19 protein-coding genes and 1 riboswitch are annotated in these 19866 nt (G+C 35.1%); of the genes, 7 read left to right on the forward strand and 12 right to left on the reverse strand.

All coding sequences use genetic code 11. The features are described from left to right. Nucleotides 1–3: 3 nt before the first annotated feature. From ACLCEG_RS12360 to ACLCEG_RS12385, 6 genes are all read right to left on the reverse strand, one after another. A complete protein-coding gene (locus tag ACLCEG_RS12360) occupies nucleotides 4–1398 on the reverse strand; it encodes a hypothetical protein (RefSeq protein ID WP_017393510.1) in 1395 nt (464 codons plus the stop codon). Then, the gene (locus tag ACLCEG_RS12365; protein ID WP_284885220.1) at nucleotides 1391–6463 is read right to left on the reverse strand and encodes an AAA domain-containing protein; all 5073 of its coding nucleotides are present in this window, start codon (nucleotides 6461–6463) and stop codon (nucleotides 1391–1393) included. The genes ACLCEG_RS12360 and ACLCEG_RS12365 overlap by 8 nt, the downstream gene beginning before the upstream one ends. Before the next feature lie 330 nt (nucleotides 6464–6793). Continuing rightward, nucleotides 6794–7678, reverse strand: a complete 885-nt coding sequence (locus ACLCEG_RS12370; RefSeq protein WP_284885219.1) for a hydrolase or metal-binding protein — start codon at nucleotides 7676–7678, stop codon at nucleotides 6794–6796. Between the two features lie 212 nt (nucleotides 7679–7890). Continuing rightward, nucleotides 7891–8934, reverse strand: a complete 1044-nt coding sequence (locus ACLCEG_RS12375; protein ID WP_284885217.1) for a YqaJ viral recombinase family protein — start codon at nucleotides 8932–8934, stop codon at nucleotides 7891–7893. A gap of 165 nt (nucleotides 8935–9099) precedes the next feature. Further along, nucleotides 9100–10143, reverse strand: a complete 1044-nt coding sequence (locus ACLCEG_RS12380; protein WP_284885216.1) for a DUF932 domain-containing protein — start codon at nucleotides 10141–10143, stop codon at nucleotides 9100–9102. A 58-nt stretch (nucleotides 10144–10201) separates the two neighbouring features. Next, a complete protein-coding gene (locus ACLCEG_RS12385; RefSeq protein WP_284885215.1) occupies nucleotides 10202–10501 on the reverse strand; it encodes a hypothetical protein in 300 nt (99 codons plus the stop codon). Between the two features lie 273 nt (nucleotides 10502–10774). Here ACLCEG_RS12385 and ACLCEG_RS12390 point away from each other — a divergent pair, with 273 nt between their 5' ends. From ACLCEG_RS12390 to ACLCEG_RS12410, 5 genes are all read left to right on the forward strand, one after another. Next, a complete protein-coding gene (locus tag ACLCEG_RS12390; protein ID WP_284885214.1) occupies nucleotides 10775–11062 on the forward strand; it encodes a hypothetical protein in 288 nt (95 codons plus the stop codon). 537 nt (nucleotides 11063–11599) lie between these two features. After that, a complete protein-coding gene (locus tag ACLCEG_RS12395) occupies nucleotides 11600–11854 on the forward strand; it encodes a hypothetical protein (RefSeq protein WP_284885213.1) in 255 nt (84 codons plus the stop codon). 2 nt (nucleotides 11855–11856) lie between these two features. Beyond that, nucleotides 11857–11985: a hypothetical protein gene (locus tag ACLCEG_RS12400; protein WP_284885211.1), complete on the forward strand. Its 129-nt coding sequence runs from the start codon at nucleotides 11857–11859 to the stop codon at nucleotides 11983–11985. Next, nucleotides 11986–12213 carry a hypothetical protein gene (locus ACLCEG_RS12405; protein WP_114161373.1) on the forward strand — a complete coding sequence of 76 codons (228 nt, stop codon included), beginning with the start codon at nucleotides 11986–11988 and terminating at the stop codon, nucleotides 12211–12213. A gap of 12 nt (nucleotides 12214–12225) precedes the next feature. Next, a complete protein-coding gene (locus tag ACLCEG_RS12410) occupies nucleotides 12226–12885 on the forward strand; it encodes a hypothetical protein (RefSeq protein ID WP_000838312.1) in 660 nt (219 codons plus the stop codon). A gap of 107 nt (nucleotides 12886–12992) precedes the next feature. On the opposite strand, the gene ppa is transcribed toward ACLCEG_RS12410, so the two are convergent. The 4 genes from ppa to ACLCEG_RS12430 all read right to left on the reverse strand — a co-directional run bounded on the left by ppa (nucleotide 12993) and on the right by ACLCEG_RS12430 (nucleotide 15617). After that, nucleotides 12993–13523: an inorganic diphosphatase gene (ppa, locus tag ACLCEG_RS12415; RefSeq protein WP_025466917.1), complete on the reverse strand. Its 531-nt coding sequence runs from the start codon at nucleotides 13521–13523 to the stop codon at nucleotides 12993–12995. Nucleotides 13524–13525: 2 nt separating this feature from the next. Continuing rightward, on the reverse strand, nucleotides 13526–13852 hold the full coding sequence (locus tag ACLCEG_RS12420) for a DUF190 domain-containing protein (RefSeq protein ID WP_001014905.1): 327 nt from the start codon (nucleotides 13850–13852) through the stop codon (nucleotides 13526–13528). A gap of 14 nt (nucleotides 13853–13866) precedes the next feature. Further along, complete coding sequence (crcB, locus tag ACLCEG_RS12425; RefSeq protein WP_000288745.1) at nucleotides 13867–14247, reverse strand: fluoride efflux transporter CrcB; 381 nt, start codon at nucleotides 14245–14247, stop codon at nucleotides 13867–13869. 117 nt (nucleotides 14248–14364) lie between these two features. Then, nucleotides 14365–14432, reverse strand: a riboswitch (Fluoride riboswitch). A gap of 252 nt (nucleotides 14433–14684) precedes the next feature. Continuing rightward, complete coding sequence (locus tag ACLCEG_RS12430) at nucleotides 14685–15617, reverse strand: inovirus-type Gp2 protein (protein WP_284885210.1); 933 nt, start codon at nucleotides 15615–15617, stop codon at nucleotides 14685–14687. A 659-nt stretch (nucleotides 15618–16276) separates the two neighbouring features. Here ACLCEG_RS12430 and ACLCEG_RS12435 point away from each other — a divergent pair. Continuing rightward, nucleotides 16277–17125, forward strand: coding sequence for a hypothetical protein (locus tag ACLCEG_RS12435; protein ID WP_284885209.1), 849 nt, complete (start codon nucleotides 16277–16279; stop codon nucleotides 17123–17125). A gap of 93 nt (nucleotides 17126–17218) precedes the next feature. Here the strand turns inward: ACLCEG_RS12435 and ACLCEG_RS12440 are convergent, their stop codons facing one another. Continuing rightward, nucleotides 17219–18118 carry a hypothetical protein gene (locus ACLCEG_RS12440; RefSeq protein ID WP_284885208.1) on the reverse strand — a complete coding sequence of 300 codons (900 nt, stop codon included), beginning with the start codon at nucleotides 18116–18118 and terminating at the stop codon, nucleotides 17219–17221. Nucleotides 18119–18339: 221 nt separating this feature from the next. On the opposite strand from ACLCEG_RS12440, the gene ACLCEG_RS12445 reads away from it, so the two are divergent. Beyond that, nucleotides 18340–18561, forward strand: a complete 222-nt coding sequence (locus ACLCEG_RS12445; protein ID WP_114161368.1) for a hypothetical protein — start codon at nucleotides 18340–18342, stop codon at nucleotides 18559–18561. On the opposite strand, the gene ACLCEG_RS12450 is transcribed toward ACLCEG_RS12445, so the two are convergent. Then, on the reverse strand, nucleotides 18554–19753 hold the full coding sequence (locus ACLCEG_RS12450) for a tyrosine-type recombinase/integrase (protein ID WP_284885207.1): 1200 nt from the start codon (nucleotides 19751–19753) through the stop codon (nucleotides 18554–18556). The two genes, ACLCEG_RS12445 and ACLCEG_RS12450, sit on opposite strands and share 8 nt — an antisense overlap. Nucleotides 19754–19866 lie beyond the last annotated feature (113 nt).

Raw genomic sequence — 19866 nt, forward strand, 5'->3', positions numbered from 1 at the left:
AGCTTACGATTGGCTATGTTTTTTAAACATTTGGCCAAAACTAATTCCACCGTCATCTTTTGGCCTTTCCCATGCTTCAAACAAACTAACTAAACCATTCACCAACTGTTTATCATAACTAATTGAACCAAAAGGAAATGATGTTAAATACTCAGCTTCTGAGTCTAAAACATGTAGAACAATTACAGCAAATTCATTTTTAACAACAATAATTTCAAAATTACCGTCAAGTATCCCATCCTTAATCCCATAAAAATACTTTTGCTGATCTTTCGCAATAATCTTACGGTAATTATTTACAGAAGTTCGATCTTGTTCATCATGCATCGGTAAAAAGCATTTCAGTTGTAAATCAGTATTCTGTTTAGTCTTAATTTGCCCTAAAGCATTAATAAAAGTATTGAATCTTAGTGATTTACCCCAAAAGACATCATCTGGCGCTAACCAGTAGATACTGCTGACTTGATGATTCTTAGCAATGCTTTCTTTAATTTTATTCAATATAATCTTTGAATTGCTCTGACTATAGCAAGGACCAATAAACAAATGATTTCCATCTGATGATTTACTTTCAATAGGATTAATACTATCAAATAAAGCATTAGGTGCTAGAAAACGGCCATCCTTAAAATATTGATTAAGTTTTAACTGCTCAAACCCATCTAGATTATTCAAAATATCACGAATATTGTTACCCTTTTTACTTTGCCCCAATGCTTGATAAGTTTTATCTTTGAGTTCATCACTCATAATCGAGTCCAAAACTTTTATGGCTTGTGGTTCAGCCTGAGCATCAACATGAAGATCGAGCGACTTACGAACAGTACATTCTTTAACCTTTTTCACTGTACCCATTTTATAAATACTAGGTCTGCCTTCTATTTTCTTTAAGGTAATAATATCCTCTTCGATAAGTTGATAAAATTGCTTCTGAAATCGGTCCCTAACGATATTTTCACTATTTGCAGCATGAGTACTAGTCGCAATCAATTTAATGCCATACATATTGTTATCTGGCTTTTGAGCAATATAATTAAAATTGGTTAATTCATAGATCAAACTGTGAGTATGCTCCAAAATAGATGCAACTTTCGGTATTGAATCTACCGTGGTGAAATATTTCATTGATTTATTAGTCAAATGAAAAAGTCCATCTTGCTGAAGCTCAACTTCATTATTAGTAATGAGTTGATCTAATACAATGCGAGACTCTCGCTGATTCATGCCTAAAAATTTAGCGATATTCTTCACAGACAATGGGCTTATACGCAATAAACGCATAATCATAGAATCTATGAAGTTAGGCATTTGACTTGATGTATAACTAAAGTTTACTTCAAACTTTTGAGAAGGAATTAAGATATCAATATCATGATAAGGAATACTATAATTACTCATGATTGCCACCTCGATTCGAACTTGTTTTATATTTAAATTTCAATGAATTGGGATTCTTAGTTGGTGCAAGTTTCTGATCAGCAATATATTGATAATGCTGATCATCATTTGTACGCTCCAGGATATAACTAAGAACCAATCCTAATGGACTTTCTTTATGTCTTGGCATATCCCATAGACGAGATGCACCAAAAATTACCAACCGATCCATCGCTCGAGATAAAGCCACATTAATACGATTTGGCATATTCATAAAACCAATTTTATTATCAGAACTATTACGTGTAATAGATAAAATAATAATTCTGTTCTCTTTTCCTTGATAGCTATCAACAGTATCGATTTTGACTAAGGATCTAAATTCTTCATCCCAAGACTTCGAATTAAATTGCTTACGTAAATATCGTTTTTGCTCGCCGTACATACAAATAATACCGATAGGTGGCTCATTTGGCTTTGATCTGTCTTTTAACTCTTTCAATAATTGCTTATCTGAGTGAATTTTCTCTAACAATGCCATAATCTTACGAGCTTCATGTTTGTTATAGAAAGTTGTACCTACACCATCACTATACTTCTCAGACGTATCAACCCATGTCACTGTAGATCGTAGTTCTTGAACTGAACATTTAAGATAGATATTCGGCACAACTCGTACCATTTCTCTTGTATAAGGCTTCTCAAATGGTTCAATTACCTCAGTTTTAAGTGGGTCATCATAAAAACAATCCGAAACCATATTACCTATTGCAGGGGCCATCCGATATTGAGAAAGTAGTTTCCCTTGTACCACCTTCCCATAAGGTGAATTAAATAGTCTCTCAAAATCACTTTTCAGATTTGCCTCTATACGTTTTTCTGAAAATCCTAATTTACGTGCCAATGCCTTAGCATGTTCTGGTGAATACAAAGGAGGCAATTGTTTATGATCACCAACTAATAAAATACGTTTAGCTGACTGCATTGCGATAGCTAATTCTGAAGAAATTGATCGCGCAGATTCATCAATAATGACCCAATCAAATGTTTGATTTGCAATATCAATCGAATGATGCCCAATCCCGACACAAGTCCCGCAGATGAATTGCCGTGTCTTGGAAAGATAAGTCTCATAGTTGGCATTTGGACTATCAATCAATTGATCATAATCAAATGCAATTTGTACAAGTGCTTTGGCATTATTAGCAGCTTTACCTTGCACCTCAAAACTCTCATCCAACATTTCCCAGATTTGACTTTCTCTATCTAAAATCTGGCGGCTATTCAATCCAATTAAAGAAGTATGTAGCTCTTGCGAATAATCTTTAAGACGATCAATCAGCTTAGCCGATAACCCATTCCACTCAGTTTTAGACAATAATTTTTCATCTTCAGACTCTGTTGAAACCAACATTCTTGATAAGTGACCAAATAGATTTACCTTCAAAAATAAAGCGCAAGCTAAATATTCTTTATCAACTCCGATGGACTGGCTCAAAGATAGAACTCTATCTTCCATCTCAGTTAAAAACAAATGACGATGTGTAGAAATAATAGAGTCTGAATACACATCTTTTAAATTATTTGATACGGCATTTTCTCTATTACTGAAACGTACAATTTCTAATGGTGTTTCTAAACGCTGAGCGTGTTTACGAATACGCTCAGCAGCAGTATTAACAGCTTCATGCGATTGACTAACCATTAAAACATTATTGGCATTTTGCTTTTCAAAAACATAATGAACAAAGGCTGCGATAAATTCAGTTTTACCTGTTCCTGGAGGACCTTGTAAAATTGAGACTGGACCAAAGTTAATTAATTTACGGAATGCTTCACGTTGAAGGTCATTCAGACTAACAACTACTTTTCCATTTTGATCTTTCTGATCGTATCTTTCAAAGTCTTTATCCGAAACAGTAATATTATAATTCTTGGGGATAATTTGTGATGTCGGCTCAAAATAGTCAACTAAATTGGGGATATCAGATTGTCGTCTTAATATCTGTTCTAATGCATTTTTACGTTTAAGAAATGATGATTTATCCGCCTTAGTACGTAAATATAAAACTTGTCCTACCTTAATTTTATCAGCATGTTTTACGCCTTTAACTCTTAACTCCCCAGCTAAAGAATTTTGAATATCAATATCACCTACACGGAACTCTCTATCCTCACCATTAAAATCAATAGTCTTATGGATTAAGCTAATTAACGCATCTTTCGGAAATTTGTCTAATACATCGTTATCATCTTCATATCTTGCAATATAAATTTTGGTATCAACCAATTGCAACGGTTGTGATAAAACAATGTATGGTAAAGCTTCAGTCTCTGTTTCTAAGATTGCCTTCCATAATTTCTTTGTATCAATATTTAAAGCAGCTAGCTTATTAGTATCATTATGGACATAGTCTAATGTTATCTTATTTACAATTTCATCTGTGATACAAGGATCCTGTGAATCATGAATTAGTAACTGTTGATCAATATCCAATACATCAGTTGACTGAGGAAAATCAGTCTCTAATTCTAAAATATCCTCTTGGTCATTAAACTGATCTTGCAAAATATCATCAATTGCAGTTGAAAATTCCTCCAAATTAAACAGGAAACTAGATAGTTCTGTATAATCTGGTCTACCAATTGAATGCTCAATATTTAAGTTAATATCTATTTCTAGCACAGCCTGATCTATGACGTAATGTGGCACAACATCAGATTCACGTACGCCTGTCACAAAGCGAATACTTTTGCTATTAGGATCTAAAATAAAATGAATTGACCCCCCAATCCCCTGTAACTTGACCATAATGTCATTACCATTACGACCCTTCTCTAAAGCTGCATAGATACGCTTATTATCGGCAAAAATCTGTAGCTCAGTGAATTTATCATGAACTGGAATACGAATGGTTGGTGTATCGCTGTTAATTTGCGTAGTTTCAATACTTTCCAATAGACGATTTAAATCACCTAAAGGAAACTCTGTTTCATTGAGCTCAAGTTTTACAGCATCACTAATCCATTTAAAATCTGTACTATCATCACCTATTTTAAACCTTAGGATTTGGCAAACCATATACATAATGGCATGGTTATGGCACTGCTCACTGGTAGGATTTTCGATATGTGCAGGATAATATTCACTCTTATGATCTAAGTATGGTCTGATATCAATAATATCATTGAAAACAAAACTGCTGTTTTCTGAGTTGAACAGCACACTATCATAATTAATGCGACCAATTGGTAAGCCCAATTTATGTAAATGGATGATCGCCTCTACCAAGTTGGCAGCCAACTGCAATCTGCTTTCTTTTTCAGCTTCAATTTCGTCAACTTTTACACCGTCAACAACATCACAAACAACAAATAAAGATCTAGACTTTGTTGAAATACCATATCGTACTAAATTCGGTAAATATGATAAGTTTTGGGCTGTAGCCTCTTTAAGTCGCTCAAAAAAATGTTGATATTTAAGAATATCACTTGATGAGAATCTATCCAAATGAACATCTGACCATTCTTTTACAAGATGATCACCTGAACGATATAAAGTGGTTTTATTATCTACATCTTCGTAGATTTCATCCTCCTCTGGATAAATCTTATATATTTTATCTGCTGTAACATATTCCTCTAATAATGCAACGTCAGCAATAAACTCTACTGCTTGCGTAGGCCTTTTCGCATTAAATTCTCTAAGCAATTGACTAGCATCATTAATTTCAAAAGTAATTGCCTTTTTTACTAAGTCAGCAATCCAATGGTCACTATTAACGCACACATTACTTATTGCTTTAGCAGTTAAACGATTATTCTCCCATAAGTGCCAAGCAACTATTGCTAACATATATACGTCTTTTTTAAACGCAGATACATTTGCTAATTTGGCTTGAAAATCTCTTGGAAGAAATGTAAGACTTGATTGTAAGTCTTCAATCTGATTATCGATATTTTCTGAATTAGAAGTTAAAAAGTGTGAAATAGCGACATCTTTTTGAGGAGAAATCCAAATACAGTGTGAATTAATATCTCCATGTGAAATACCTAGATTATGCATTGCAGCGAATTTACTCACTAAAATTTGAATCAAATCTAATTTATCTTCCTCAGACAAATTAGGGTTTATTCTAGTGATAAAATCATTAAAACGAAGATGACTTTGCCGATATTCAACCAACTCATTGTACTGTTCAGTAATTTGATCCTCTTCAGGCATGATCAAGGGTACAAGAGCAGTCTTATATAATTGGTTACTTTGCTGAAATTCGGCACTAATGATACGTTCATGATTTAGTAATGCAGCCCTTTGCTTTGGTGATTGAAGGCTCATTTCCTTAAAGTTAGTAAAATACCATTGTCTGATTAATGCTTTATCAGAACGAGAAATGGTCGATATTGCCTCATACTCTGTATAAATTTTTTGAGGATGAGCAAGGAGTTCTTCTTCCTGCTTATACTTTTGAACAATAACCTTTTTAGGTGGTGTGTCATTAGTAACAAAGATTTTATCGATTAAGCCAAAGTCCTTATCTAAATGTTGAGCATTTGGATGCGGTTTAAATTCTTTATTAAATGCAATTTTGTTAGAAAATTTGATAAATTTATCAATACTAATGACATGATTAGCTTCATCCTCTGGTAATCCAGAAAAATTTACTTTTCCACACATTACAACAAAAAAATAAACTCTAGGGACAAATCCTGGATTACCTGTAAATTTATCTTTAAGTGCTTTAAGCTTATTGACAAGAATGAATTGTTTTTGGCGTGTTAGTGAGACTGGGGAAATTCCCATATCACGTTCATCCATATACCAGTTGCCATTTACAGATTTTATTGATTTACCATTCCAATCCTTCAACTCAACAACTATTACAACACTGTTTGTCACCAAGATTAGGTCAAACTCCCCCTCTTTCTTAGTAATTCGATCCACCAAAGTATAGCCAGCATAACCATACCAAGGACTATATTTTCTCATTTCATCTTCAACACTAAATGCTTCTCTAATTTTATCAATAGCTTTAGTTTCATGCTGATGAATCCCATTTGCTTGGGTTTTAATAATTAAAGACATAAAAATCCATAGAAATAGATAGAAAAATCCATAAAATTTAAAAAATTATGAGATTTACTAATTTTGTTAAGTGTAAAATTTGGTTTTTGGTTATGGGCTCTATGCAACATCAATATTGCATTTGCTCAAATTTAGGTGATTTTTGTTAGTTATCTTTCCTTGGCTTTATTTTAGCCAACAATAATTTATGTATAAAATTTAAATGCATTTACGACGTAAGTAAAGTTCTTTTTCTAAAATTTAGTTTCATGCATTTTTATATTTAAAAAATAAAGACTGTGATAATTTAATCTAATAATTAATCCCCATGTTTTACACAGGGATTCTGTATCAATTTAAAGCCTTCACCGACTGCTGCAAACCTTTCTGGATACACAGATCATGCGTTTGCTGGTGCTGCTCTGGCTTCTTTTCATCATTATAAAACTCCTCAACAATATCCAAGCCCTCTTCACCGCCTACTTCAAAGCTGGCATTACCATAACCCTGCCTTGCCACATGATCTAATGCTTCCTGATAAAATCCTACTGCCTTGCTTTGTTCACTGATTTGCTTTGCATTGGTAATCGCTTCCTGCAAATTAATGCCATCACGTAAGGTCAAATCCACGTAATAAATCGGGGTACGATAGCTTTGTGCAGTGCTCTTACCTCTTAAGGTCAGTTGCAGTGGCAAACACGAAAGTAAACCATTAGAAGCAGCATGGTAATAACTCAGTCGTGCTGCTAGTGTGCGAATGCTATTAAAACCAGTGGTTCTAAAAATAAACGTCCCGAGTTCATCCGATTCATCTAGATTGACATGTAGTCGTCCATAAGGCTTACAGTTTCCACCCTGTGCCAGTGGGCATAAATCTGGTGATGGACATGGCTGTTGTTCAACCCCTTGGCTGGTGAGTCGCTGGCAGGTTTCACCATTACCAACACAAATTGGTCTACCTGTTTGGCGGTCGAATAAACTGTACTCCGCTCGTAAATTGAGTTCAGGATCATTAAAGATCATACGAACTGGAATGCTTCTGAGCTTTTGGTTTGGTGCTTTGGCTCTGAGCTGTTCATCTAGGGGATGTTTGATCCATCCCTCCTTACCTTGGATTTGGCTGGTAATAGTAAATTGGTCATCCTTTTCAGGCAGACGTTTACCATTCTTTTCGACCACTTTACCAATACTAATTCTGCCAAGTATTGGCGGTGTAATTGCTAAACCTTTGATCATGTTGTTTATCCTATAAATAAAATTTTACTGCTTACCCCTTGTTATGTAAGTAAACAGAAATATGAAAAGCTACGACTTCGCAAAAACCGCCATTGTTGGTCTACCGCTCCTTCAGGAGTCGGTAGATCGGGGGTGGTTTTTTTGCGCTTTTGGGAAGAATGGATAATTCATGCATATATAGTGAGTGATATAGATGCATGGTTTTGATAAGGTCAGTCATCATTGCTATAGATTTGAAAACGCCGTGTCCCCACCTTGTTTTGTGGAAACTCATTGATTAGTTCAGGATGCATTTTTAATGCAGCCTTGGTATCTAAAGAAATGGAATCTTTAGATCGCTTCCATGTGACTGAACCATTGGAAAAAGTGGCTCGTTCCGCATCCTTCATCAACATTTGAATTTGATGTTTGGTTTCATCAAAGTTGTTTTGGTGGATTTCAATGTGATGCTTCTCTTTCAACAATAGGCTAAATAATCGATTGGCATGTTCATCTTGACTGAGGTCTTCAACACTGAGCGGAATATGTTGTGGGTAGAGCTGTTGAATGGCTTTGGCTGCCGATTCACTGGCATCGACATCAGGCAGGGTATCTTTTTCGACACATTCCCAAAAGTAATGTTCCGCATTAATGATGTGCTTAATCACGGTTTCACTGCGTGTGACTTTATAGATACGGGTTTCATGACCACAGATCAGCACACAAATATGTGCTGCCTGTTTGCCTGTCACAGCCAATTGATGTTGTACTTGACAGAGTACATATAAAGGCACACCATCTCGCCACAACTTTGCACCATGTTCTCCTGCGGTTTTACATTCTAAAATCTGGACTTCATCACTGCCTACCACCGAGTAATCCAAATTTGCCAGCATAAAATGCTTATCTGCCTCGGGATGTTGCAGCACTGCATTGATGCGACGTACCTTATTGTTGGTGTGCATGCTGTAGTATTCAGCCACTAACGGTTCAAGCTGTTTACCCCAATATAAAGGTGCATGTCCTGAACTTTCATCTTCAATAGATTGTTTGACTCGTCCCGTTTTGATCATCCACAGTTCAAGCATCGACATATAGGGATTGAGTCCACAGGCTGCGGCACAATCACTACTACCGATGCCTTGTCGACGAACTTCCAACCATTCGGCTTGAGTCATATTTTTAGTGTTGACTAAACGTTTTGCAGTAAATAATTTTGGGGCAATAAAGGGGGTACTTGCTTGTTGTATGGATGGGTTTAATATTGCTGTATTCATGTTGAATTCCTGATTTTAATGAGGGTATTTGATTCAAATGACAAATTTCGGGCATAAAAAAACCACAGCCGAAGCTATGGTTTAATTATTTTTAAAAAGTTAATATTTCATTTTAAAATGCGAACTTAGATCTAACTTTCCATGAGTGAAAAATGTAGTTTTGCACTATGCGAGCATGTTAAGTGCCTGTTCCAATCCTCGTTGCTTGATCGATGCACCAGCACCGAACCACGCTGAATCGAGTCGGTGATCGGTACTCATGGCACGTCGTTCATGGTCGATAAATTCTGTGATCGAGCACAGTAATCCATAGGCTGTTCCTTTGGCTGAACTTAGCTCCGCACCTCGTCCTTGACCATTAAACATTTCCATAGCTCGACTCATCGCTTTGCCATTCGGTTCAGCTTTGTCCCTGCCATTGGCTTGGGCTTGTGAGGCTACATCACGATAGAACTGAATGATATTGTCCTCCTGATCTAATACGTTGTTCATGGTGCTGTTATTGAATACCGCATCAAAGTAAGCTGAAGCTTCCATCTGACTAACCTTACGTTGTGTCAGTTGCTTCATTTCATACATATGCTCATCCCACGCACGGACTGAAATACCGAGTTGTTGTTTGACCTTATCTGCATCGAACTTAGTACTGTGTGGGACTTTGACCACACCTGCCCTGCTGTTCTGACCTTTAAGTGCAATGGCTAGAGTGTTGTTACATACAACACGGATCGAGGTGAATTGTGCGGTTGTGGCAAGTGTTCCATCACATGCTGTTGCCAAGAGCATATAACCATTACTGACATCTTTGCCTTTTAACATTGATGTTTGCCCTGTACGTGCCAATGCCCAGAACTTTTTACCACCTTTAAGTACACCTGCGGTTTCCAATTCAAAGCCCGATTGCTCAGTGAGGTCACGATAGAATTCTAAAATTTCTCGTGGTTGGACTTCCTGAAAGCGTTGGCTAACGACTGATAGTGGTGCATGAGTATCAGAACGATATAAAACACGTTGTTCTTCATAAGGCATGATGATGCTTTGCCCTCGTTCATTCTGTGCCATATAACTGACATTAGAGGATTCAATCCGCCAATCCATACCTGCCTGCTGTGCCCAGATTTCAATCGGTTGGTTTTGGGTCAATTGGTTCCCTAGTCCGTGCCAAGGGGTTTCTCCGACATATGCCATTTGTTCAAGTTGATGTGCCATCGTTGTATTCCTTTTAATTTGAAAATGAAATTTAAATCTGTGTTGATATAAACAATATTTAATGCAAAAAATGAGTTGGAAACTTTTGGTAGCAGTTGTGACAAAAACATAAATTCTGCTGTAGTGGTGCGCTTGGTTCGGTAAATGAATTCAACACACTACCCAACATACTTCCCAAAAACGTTCCTGCGATTCCACCAACAATCGGCGGTAGATTAAAAGACTTTGCGACTGTGGTTCCCAATGCACCTAATGTGGTGGGTGTAACCAGACTGGATAAAGTTGTATTTGGTTGTTGTGTACTTACTTCAACCAACATCACATTCGTTGAATGACAAAAGGGACAGCTCAAGCTCATGGCTCGACTCCTTAATTTTGGGCATAAAAAAGCCCGCTCGATGGCAGGCTGTGTTTTCATATTTTCATGGGTGGCTCAAATAAGCTTCATGATTCTCATTAGGATGTTATGTAACTAAAATTATTTGGAATGACGAAAAGTACAGATTTCCTCTCTAAAATATAATTTTATTTTAATAGAATTAATTACAGAAAGTGAGGTAATATTTTGATAACCATTTGAAATTATATGATTAAAATGTCAAAAAATCTTAACATCTACGAACGTACAATAATGTCCTTATCAGAATATCGTACTATATCTTCACATCTAACAGCTCTTGGAAAAATTAAAATTATTTCTGATGATGAAGTTATTACTACAATGATTAGGTATGTTGCTTATGATTTACAAGAACGACATAGAAATAAGTATTCGAACAAATCAACTCCTGTATCTTTGGAACGCTGGAATAATCAAATTGTTCAAAACCTAATTCAATATTGTAATTATATGGTTAGCGAAAAAAAACCTGAATGGCAACTTTTAGCAGAACGCAATGGTTGGACTCCACCTAATTAGTGCCAACCCAAACTTACATCATTTGATTTGTCTCATATTTTTGCTTAGGTTTTTATAACCTTGATTGACTAAATCCCCCCTTAATTTTATCATTCGACTGCTGACCTACATTGTCAGTCGGTTTTGACAGACCGTTTCATACAGCGCATCAGAGCATATTCTTCTGAGTATCCTTTGTGCGTAACCTTCTCGTCCCCCTTTGCGGTAGAACGGGAGGGGGACGCGTCCGCGCGTGCTGGTTCTGTATGTCCAGTCTGTCAACCCTCTTTCGTTCTGCCACCATTATTTGACAGTAAGTTGGTAGAGCTTCTTAATACATACAGGAGTAGTCGCCATGACTCAGCATTTTCAATCTTTGTTATTTTCCCTAAAACGATTTTCTATTCCCTTGTTGCCCTAGCCATATTCATAAACTTTTGCTCATTTGACTGATCTAAATTTAATTTAGCCTTGGCAAGCTTTGTCGTGCCTAAATTTCAGTAAATTCAGCAAAATTTATTAAACATCAAATAACACAATAAAAAATCAGGGGAAATGATGAAAATTCAAACTTCACTTATCGTGGTTTCAGTTGCGCTTTTACTATCGGCATGTGCCAGTAAAACCGAACGTCAATTTATCAGTGGTTGTAAAACAGGTGGCATTGATGGCAGTACCTGTTCATGTATCTACGACAAATTTGAAAATAAATATGGAGAAGATGGACTTAAAGAAAATCTCTACACCTTGCAGCAAACAGAATCCTTCCAGAGAGATATGGTCAATATTTCCTATCAATGTATGAAGGAATAACCATGAGAACACTTGCAGGCATCATCTGCGTGATTGCAGTGATTTGCTTTTTAGGCTTGCCATTTATTGGCTTCATGATCGTGATGGGACTATTTATCGCATTAGCAAAATTTGCAACTGGGGGAAAATAAATGAATTCTAATCTTAAAGCTGGACTGATCAGCACATATCTGGTCATTGGATTCTTTTTTGCAATTTATCAACACTTTTGGGGGCAGTATAACTATAAGTCCTTTGCTTACAATATTGGACAAGGCTTAGTGTGGCCTGCGGTAATGTTTCCTGTTGTTGGTAAAATCGTTGGTGGAATTTTGATTCTACTATTCATCTGGTTTGTTGTTATTCGTCCTAAATTATAAGGGAGTGCAATCATGAAATCTTTATTTCCTACTATTGCCTTGTGTTCCCTGTTAATGGCATGTAGTCAAAACAATCAACCACCCAAAACAGATGAAACGAATACGACCAATCAAGCGGTGTCAAAAAGTCCTGATACTCAATCAATCTATGCTCCTTATACCGAGGAAGCAGTTAAAGCCAAACTCAATGAAATGCAGATGATTATTGACAATGGTCATGTCTATTTGCCTGCTGAGGTCAAGGAAGCGGAGTCTTATATCAATGGATGGAATAAGTATCCTGATGTGCTTAAAGCCATGATGGAAACTGACCTTGATCCAAACAACACTCAGGAAGCTGCTGACATTCCGCTTGAGGATGAATCTGCACAAGTTAGCGATCTAAATGTTAAGGCTCGCATTAGTGCTAGAGAATCTCAATCCGCTTTTAATGTACAAGGGGCAATTGAATATATTCTCGAAATTCAATCGACTAACGATCAGCCTTTTGTTCTACAAGGCATGAAAATTAATCGTGGTCGTTGTGGTTATTACACCGCTGACTTTCATAGCAAGATGCCTGTGCAAATGAGCTATAGCTCTACAGTATCATACCTGTTGAAATGTCGTGGTGATCAGGTGCTTGAAGCGGAATTGATAACCGATCAAGGCAATGTGAGTTTGTCTTTCTAATGTTAGATCAGATGATGAAGAGAGCATTGAAAAATCCAGTGTTCTCCTCCCATTTAAATGTAAGTATCAATTCAAAAATAAGGAGTTTTAAACTTCTTATTAGTTAATTAATGTCCAGAATAGCTCTGTATAGAGCTTATAATTTCTTGTCGAGCTTTATCAACATCTCCCCAACCTTGGAGTTTTACCCATTTTCCCTCTTCCAAATCTTTATAATGTTCAAAGAAGTGTTGGATACGATTTAAGGTAAGTTGATCTACATCATTGATATCTAGAATGTGGTCGTAGAGTTTGGATAATTTTTCATGAGGGACGGCAATAATTTTTGCGTCAATACCATGTTCGTCTTCCATATACATTACGCCCACTGGCCTACTTCTTATCACTGAACCAATTGCAACAGGATAAGGAGAAATTACCAGTACATCTAAAGGATCACCATCCTCACTTAATGTATGAGGAATATAGCCATAGTTTGCTGGATAGAACATAGATGTAGTTAAAAAACGATCAATAAAAACAGTATCAAATTCCTTATTCATCTCATATTTAACTGGATCAATATTCTGGGGAATTTCAATAATGCTGTAGAAATCGTCAGGTGGATTAACTCCTACGGGAATATCTTTAAAGCTCATCATTATTTTCCTTTTAGATTACCAACAGTACCAAACTGTACAGGTGTTTTTACGTAAAAAATTGATACTCTCTCATTATTAAGGTAATCAAATAATTGTTCTGTTTGCGTTTCAGTCAATGCAAACTGGATTTGTATTGGTTCATCAATTAATTCAAAAAAGCTTGTTGAATGTAGCTTTCCTGTATGATCTATTCCTTTATCGCCATGTGTCACAGTAGCACCACTAAAATGCATTTCTTTTGATAGTTTCAATAACCATTCATGAATCTGCTCACCCTGATATCTTTCATTCAATTCAGTGTAAAACGTAACTAAATAACCATTCATTTTATTCTCCAAATTTATTGTGCTGTTGACAGTTGATAGGTATAAATTCCTGCACCTGTTAACAGTAATGAACCTAAAACATGAATTGCGATAGTAAGAATTGCATAGTCAAACTTACCACTTTGGAGCAATGAAACAACCTCCATTGAAAATGTTGAAAATGTAGTCAAAGTTCCACAAAAACCTGTAATAACAAATAACTTATAGCTTGGGCTCAATGTACTATTAGCGAAAAAAGCTACAGAAAAACCAATAATGAATGCACCAATTAGATTAACCAACATAGTACCTAGAGGAATGTTCTGAAAAATGTGATTGAATTTCAATGCCAGAGCCCAACGTAACCAAGCTCCTAAAACTGCACCTAACGCAATTGAAAATAAAGATGTATACATGACCCCTCCTAATTAGAGTTAAGATGGGGTTTAGAAAGAGGATATTTTATAAGTTTATCTGATCTCATTGCACAGCTCCAATAAAAGCAGAGCGCACAACTACGCACCCTGCTTAAGGGTAACGTAGGTATCATCAGCCGAAGGTGGCGGTTTGTAGAAGGAGGATAGCCATCTCCTTTAATTTATTATAGTAAAAATTTTTAGCTAGATTTGCAACAAATTCTAAACTCTTTGTATTTTTCATATTATTTAGTTTGCCAATTGCTGTGTAAAACGTATCACTGAAACTAGAGTGTTAATTTCATTAAAACATCACCACCCACGGAAAGATTTATCTAATCTCATTTTGATCCTAGAACAAAATAATGGACAATGTTTCCCTCTAAAGCTAACGTAACGTTAACTTTGTAGACAGAAGAAATCATTCCGCAGGTTGGCTACCCCCTACGCCATGTCACATCAAACTGGCTGATTCCAAATGACCTCATATTCGGGGATATCTTGGCACGTAAGCGTTGTTCTACTTTTTTCGGATTTACCAAATATAGACCTGCACGAATAGCATTTTCTACTTGCTTTGGCTGATTTCGATGAATCATTCCTATACCAAGTAAACCATTGACCGCAAACTTTTCTTTATTATCTTCACGGTTACAATTGTAATAACTCCCTTGGTGATTTGTAATGCATTCATGCCAGTACTTCCCTACTGCTTCTCCTAACCATTCATCGCCGTCACGCTTATCACCATCATAAATAAGTAATAAATGGCAATGGTAGCCTTTCTTTGCACCTTGCTCGAATGCCCAAACACAGCCATGTAAATCACGAAAGCAACTATCTTTGTTCGACATTCTATTCCGCAGTATTTCCAAAGCCCGATGAAAGTCTTCGACATCCCAATTCACTTGATGCTCTTGAATTATTCCTATATCTACCCGTACAAAAAGCAACCTAGCATAATGATTAAGCATTCTATTTAAATAGTTTTCTAGTTCAATTTGATTTTTTCTTTCTTGATATTTAAATTTATGAATATCTTGTACAGCATTTTTCATCTCATGCTGAATCATGCCTTGGATATGAAATATATGATTTATTTCAAATCTTAAAATATCTTCATAAATATGGAAGTCCAATTTATCCATAATGTAATCTACAAGAATAATCACTCTTTTGAAAACATTAATAATTTTAGAATAAGTAAAATCTTCTTTGTAAATCACTTTAAAAGTACATACAGCATCTAATAGTTCTCGCTTGAATTCTTCATGATCATCGATGAATTGCTCATGGCATGTACTCATCATAAAATCTTCGATTGAGATCAGGATGGAGGATTCATTTTCTAATGGGTAATTCTGGTACATTTGGTTTCTCTTGAAATATAAGGTTCATATCTAAGAGAGAGATGTAAAATTTTACTGATCATGATTCCAAGCAGGATGTTGTCGTCATCCTGCTCAGCTAAATATGCTTAAAGACTTTGGAACATACTATAAGGGTTAATGCTGAATGTTTTAATGATTTGATATTGATACGTTGTCTATAGCCCATTTGGATATGGGCTATACTGTGCTTAGGACTTACCATATTCAACATTTAGATAAGCTATTTTTTATATAATTAATATATTACTTATAGTTAATTATTAATATATTACTTAAGTATTAATAATATAATTTACCTGTTAAGCATTCTGACCTGTTACATCGATACATTCATTCATCCATAAGATGCTGATCACCATTTATCCGAAGTTAAATCAAAATATGCTTAGGCTAAAGTTACGCGAATAATAAAAAGAAGCATGAACCTCTATGACTGTTCCAATCCTTAAAAATTTCTAGAAACTCATTTTATGTAATTTTATCAAAAAACTGTCTTTAAACGCACCAATTAAAAGCATTTATCGCTAAAAATTCACTAATAATCAACTAAAAGGACTTATAAAAAACTTATAAAATTTCTTTATATACTTTTTTAAATTCGCTAAAATAACACAAACAATTCTACATAGTGATATAAAATGATACATGATAAAAACTTGAAACTTCAGGTAAACGACTTGCTAAAAAACCATGGCGTTACTTTTGGAGAAAGAGAAATAGAATGTGCGATTAATTGTTTTAATTTAAATATTCATTTTAATACTACGAGCAACTCCTCATTAAAATACAAAGATTCAATATTATGCTCATACATTAACAGTCAAATAGATCAGACTACCGCCATAAATATCTTAATATCAAATGTGCAGAATATTTTAGTATCAAAAGAACACTTAGAATGGATTGAAAATAATAATCATCGTTTAATTATTTGGCTCATTAATCGACTCTCAAAACAATATAATTTTATAATTGTTGCATATGGCATAAACAACTTATACAAAACTTTTCTATATAACTTAGATGCTATTAATATTTCTATTGATGAAAAACTATTATTTTTACAAAATTGTGCTTCAGAATGGAATTTTAGAAAATTATCAGATTCTGAAGTCAAATGGATTCAGAAAACAAATACTTCACAAATAGAATGGGCATGGCTATATCTAGCAAAACATAATTTGCAAATTCTTTGCTTTAATCATATTTCCAATGATAATGAAAAATATGAATCTATATTAGCTTGCTTAGATAATCTTTCTTATTCTTCTCCCGAAACCAAAGAACTAATTCTCTTAAAAATGAAAAAAACATGGAGTCAGAAAAAATTCCGTGATTCTGGAAAAGCTAAAAAGCCCTACCATCTCCCATTGACACAAGAGACTCAAACACAGCTTGAAGAACTGGCTAAATTAAAAAATATGAATAAAAGTAAAGTTCTTGAAGCTATTATCTTAAAGGAGTTTAATGAACTTAAACTTAAATAATGTGAGTAGGCTTTTGTGTACTAAATTGTACTAACTCAGACCCAATCTGACTGTTACCCATGTTTATTGGTAATAGCTAAATTTAAAATGAGATTATTTTTTACTCAACACAATTTCCTCCAACATTTCAGGTTGCCCCCTCAACCAATGGATGATCGTTTCATCCAAATAGGCAGTATTGTTATATGGCAAGTTGTATTCCAGATCCTTCAGCATAACTGAAGGATTTTTAGAGTGAAGGATTCTGTCTAGCTTTTTAAGTTGCTCTTGAAGTTTAGTTATTTTTTTAGCTTTTACAGTAGATGATGCTTTTTTACGTTTTATTAAATTATCTGAACGTGATTCAAACATAGGGACATCATCTTGTTCAAGTTTTTGAAGCTCATCCTGCATGCGAGTAATTTCAGACTTGATCCAAATGACATCATCTTTTTCAAATTCTTTGATCAATATAGGAATAATTGATGTAACCGCCTGAGTTGGATTATCCCATTTACGACCGCGTTGAACTACCTGCTCACGTAAAACTCTGCATATTATTTCTCGTCTTGGGTACAAGCTTTTTGTATGTTTTTCCATTGCTGCTTTTGTTGCTTTAGCTTGCCTTTCAAGAGCCGTATTGTAAATTAAATATATCCTCCCTCCCAATACATCAACATACGTCATTAAAATATTTGAGTAACGTTTTTTTTGGAGCGTCTTTTTCAACTGCTCCATATCTTCTCTTAAGCTATTGATCTGTACTAGAAGTTCGAAAACTTGGTCAGGCTTGAAAGGAATCAATTTAATATCATCACTCCCCTCTATCAGACTTAATGCTTGCTCACTGAGTCGAAAATCATTATCTTTCATACGGAGCATGATTTTGTCTGTCATTGCTGCATATAATGGATTTCCCAATTCTTCCTCTAAATTACACTGATAGTAGTAACAAAAATTCTCAAGAATGTTCTGTTCAAGCAACGCTAGATCTGAAATTATTTTCGAATCCATAATTATTTAATCCCTTATATTACAAAATATTATAACAGGATAATGCTAATATTTTTTTATACATGAGTACTGCTCTACCTTAAACCTTTTCTAAATTTTATAGTTACCTCATAAACTAATAGAACTACTTTTTTAATGATTCGTGTTAATCTCAGATTGATAATTAAAGTTAAAAAATAGTTCTTTTATCTAATTGTTATGATTACAAAAGGATCAAAGATATGGGCTATTTAACATCTAAAGAAATTCGCAAAAAACTAAAGGATTGCTCCGCATCAACGTTATGGCGCTATCAGCAACCCAATCAAAAAATGTTCGAGCAACCAATGCCTCAACCTATTAAGAAATGTGCAGGTTCTAGTAGTCTTTGGGATGAAAGTACTTTTAACGAATGGTTACTCAAATATTTCAATAACAACCAATTCAGTAATCTGTCTAGCTAGACAGATTACTTAACTTTTTCCACCATTTTTTATAAGCTTTCGACATCTCTTTTTGATAATCATAATAGTCATATGTCCCCTGTTCCCCAGGCATCACATGTCCAACCATCAGTTCCGCAACATCCCTACTTGTAAACGCACTGAAATTTGTCCTTGCTGTACGCCGTAAATCATGCATAGACCAATGATCCATTTCAATTTTATAATTCTTCCTTGCAAATTGCATGAAGTTATAAGGGGTATCTGTTGGCCCACTACGCCCCATTGGCTCTTTACCATTTTCATGTGGGAAAATGTATTCAGAATTACTCAAATCCATTGCAGACTGAAGCCACGGTTTGATCTCATCAACAATAGGTCGAACAATGTCCCCTTTACTTTCTCCTGACTTATGATTTTCATACGGTACTGTCCATGTATTTTTACTAAAATCAAAATCTGATTTCCTTGCAAGCCTCAACTCACTATATCGATTACCATAAAACAAACATAACTTGAGAAATAAAACATTCCTCAATGATGTTCTAGATTCATCACAAATTTTAAAAATTAAAGATAACTCATCATCTTGTAATACTCGAACAGTTTTATTTTTCTTAATATTCAAGTCACGTTTTCCAGTGATATGTCTTATGGGATTTTGCTCAATTAATTTTCGATTAATCCCCCAATCCAAACACTGCTTTGTATTCGTAAGAATGCGATCAGTTATCGATGGCGACTGTTTAAATTGCTCTTCTAGTAAATCTAACCACATATGTAATGTGATTTGCTCAGCAGGTATGCTACCTAACTTTGGGAAAACATAAAGTTCAAATGATCTCAAATATTGATCTGCATTCTTTTTATTAGGAATACTATATTTCGCATGCCACTCACGAAATAACGCTTCAAAAGTTATAGCCTCTGTGATCTTGTGAAGCTCTACTTTTTTATGAATACGTGGGTCATGTCCCTTTTCTAAAATTGCTTTCATTTTCTGCAATTCAATACGAGCTTCTTTAAGGCTGATATTTGGATAGGTTCCCAAGTCTAAACGAGCTTGCTTATCGTTATATCGAAAACGCATCTGAAAAGTGAGCTTTCCTTTTTGCGATACACGAACGCTCAATCCATCTTGATCAGGCTCTGTATGTATAGCTGAACGTTCACGATCTAAATTCTTCTTCAGCCAAGTATCTGTTAAAGGCATTTTACTCCACCTGTGTACATATTTTTTTCAAGTAGCTAATTCTAGAAAATATGTACACACATATGTACACAAACATACTGACTAGACTTGAAATCTATTGAACGGGGTTGAAA

Origin of the sequence: Acinetobacter sp. H1(2024) (assembly GCF_046557555.1) — a bacterium.
Lineage (GTDB): Bacteria > Pseudomonadota > Gammaproteobacteria > Pseudomonadales > Moraxellaceae > Acinetobacter > Acinetobacter seifertii.

Excerpts from the sequence above, each read along its gene's own strand:
- ACLCEG_RS12360 (WP_017393510.1), bottom strand. The coding sequence starts at position 1,398 with ATGAGTAATTATAGTATTCCTTATCATGATATTGATATCTTAATTCCT.
- ACLCEG_RS12365 (WP_284885220.1), bottom strand. The coding sequence starts at position 6,463 with ATGTCTTTAATTATTAAAACCCAAGCAAATGGGATTCATCAGCATGAA.
- ACLCEG_RS12370 (WP_284885219.1), bottom strand. The coding sequence starts at position 7,678 with ATGATCAAAGGTTTAGCAATTACACCGCCAATACTTGGCAGAATTAGT.
- ACLCEG_RS12375 (WP_284885217.1), bottom strand. The coding sequence starts at position 8,934 with ATGAATACAGCAATATTAAACCCATCCATACAACAAGCAAGTACCCCC.
- ACLCEG_RS12380 (WP_284885216.1), bottom strand. The coding sequence starts at position 10,143 with ATGGCACATCAACTTGAACAAATGGCATATGTCGGAGAAACCCCTTGG.
- ACLCEG_RS12385 (WP_284885215.1), bottom strand. The coding sequence starts at position 10,501 with ATGAGCTTGAGCTGTCCCTTTTGTCATTCAACGAATGTGATGTTGGTT.
- ACLCEG_RS12390 (WP_284885214.1), top strand. The coding sequence starts at position 10,775 with ATGTCCTTATCAGAATATCGTACTATATCTTCACATCTAACAGCTCTT.
- ACLCEG_RS12395 (WP_284885213.1), top strand. The coding sequence starts at position 11,600 with ATGAAAATTCAAACTTCACTTATCGTGGTTTCAGTTGCGCTTTTACTA.
- ACLCEG_RS12400 (WP_284885211.1), top strand. The coding sequence starts at position 11,857 with ATGAGAACACTTGCAGGCATCATCTGCGTGATTGCAGTGATTTGCTTT.
- ACLCEG_RS12405 (WP_114161373.1), top strand. The coding sequence starts at position 11,986 with ATGAATTCTAATCTTAAAGCTGGACTGATCAGCACATATCTGGTCATT.
- ACLCEG_RS12410 (WP_000838312.1), top strand. The coding sequence starts at position 12,226 with ATGAAATCTTTATTTCCTACTATTGCCTTGTGTTCCCTGTTAATGGCA.
- ppa (WP_025466917.1), bottom strand. The coding sequence starts at position 13,523 with ATGAGCTTTAAAGATATTCCCGTAGGAGTTAATCCACCTGACGATTTC.
- ACLCEG_RS12420 (WP_001014905.1), bottom strand. The coding sequence starts at position 13,852 with ATGAATGGTTATTTAGTTACGTTTTACACTGAATTGAATGAAAGATAT.
- crcB (WP_000288745.1), bottom strand. The coding sequence starts at position 14,247 with ATGTATACATCTTTATTTTCAATTGCGTTAGGTGCAGTTTTAGGAGCT.
- ACLCEG_RS12430 (WP_284885210.1), bottom strand. The coding sequence starts at position 15,617 with ATGTACCAGAATTACCCATTAGAAAATGAATCCTCCATCCTGATCTCA.
- ACLCEG_RS12435 (WP_284885209.1), top strand. The coding sequence starts at position 16,277 with ATGATACATGATAAAAACTTGAAACTTCAGGTAAACGACTTGCTAAAA.
- ACLCEG_RS12440 (WP_284885208.1), bottom strand. The coding sequence starts at position 18,118 with ATGGATTCGAAAATAATTTCAGATCTAGCGTTGCTTGAACAGAACATT.
- ACLCEG_RS12445 (WP_114161368.1), top strand. The coding sequence starts at position 18,340 with ATGGGCTATTTAACATCTAAAGAAATTCGCAAAAAACTAAAGGATTGC.
- ACLCEG_RS12450 (WP_284885207.1), bottom strand. The coding sequence starts at position 19,753 with ATGCCTTTAACAGATACTTGGCTGAAGAAGAATTTAGATCGTGAACGT.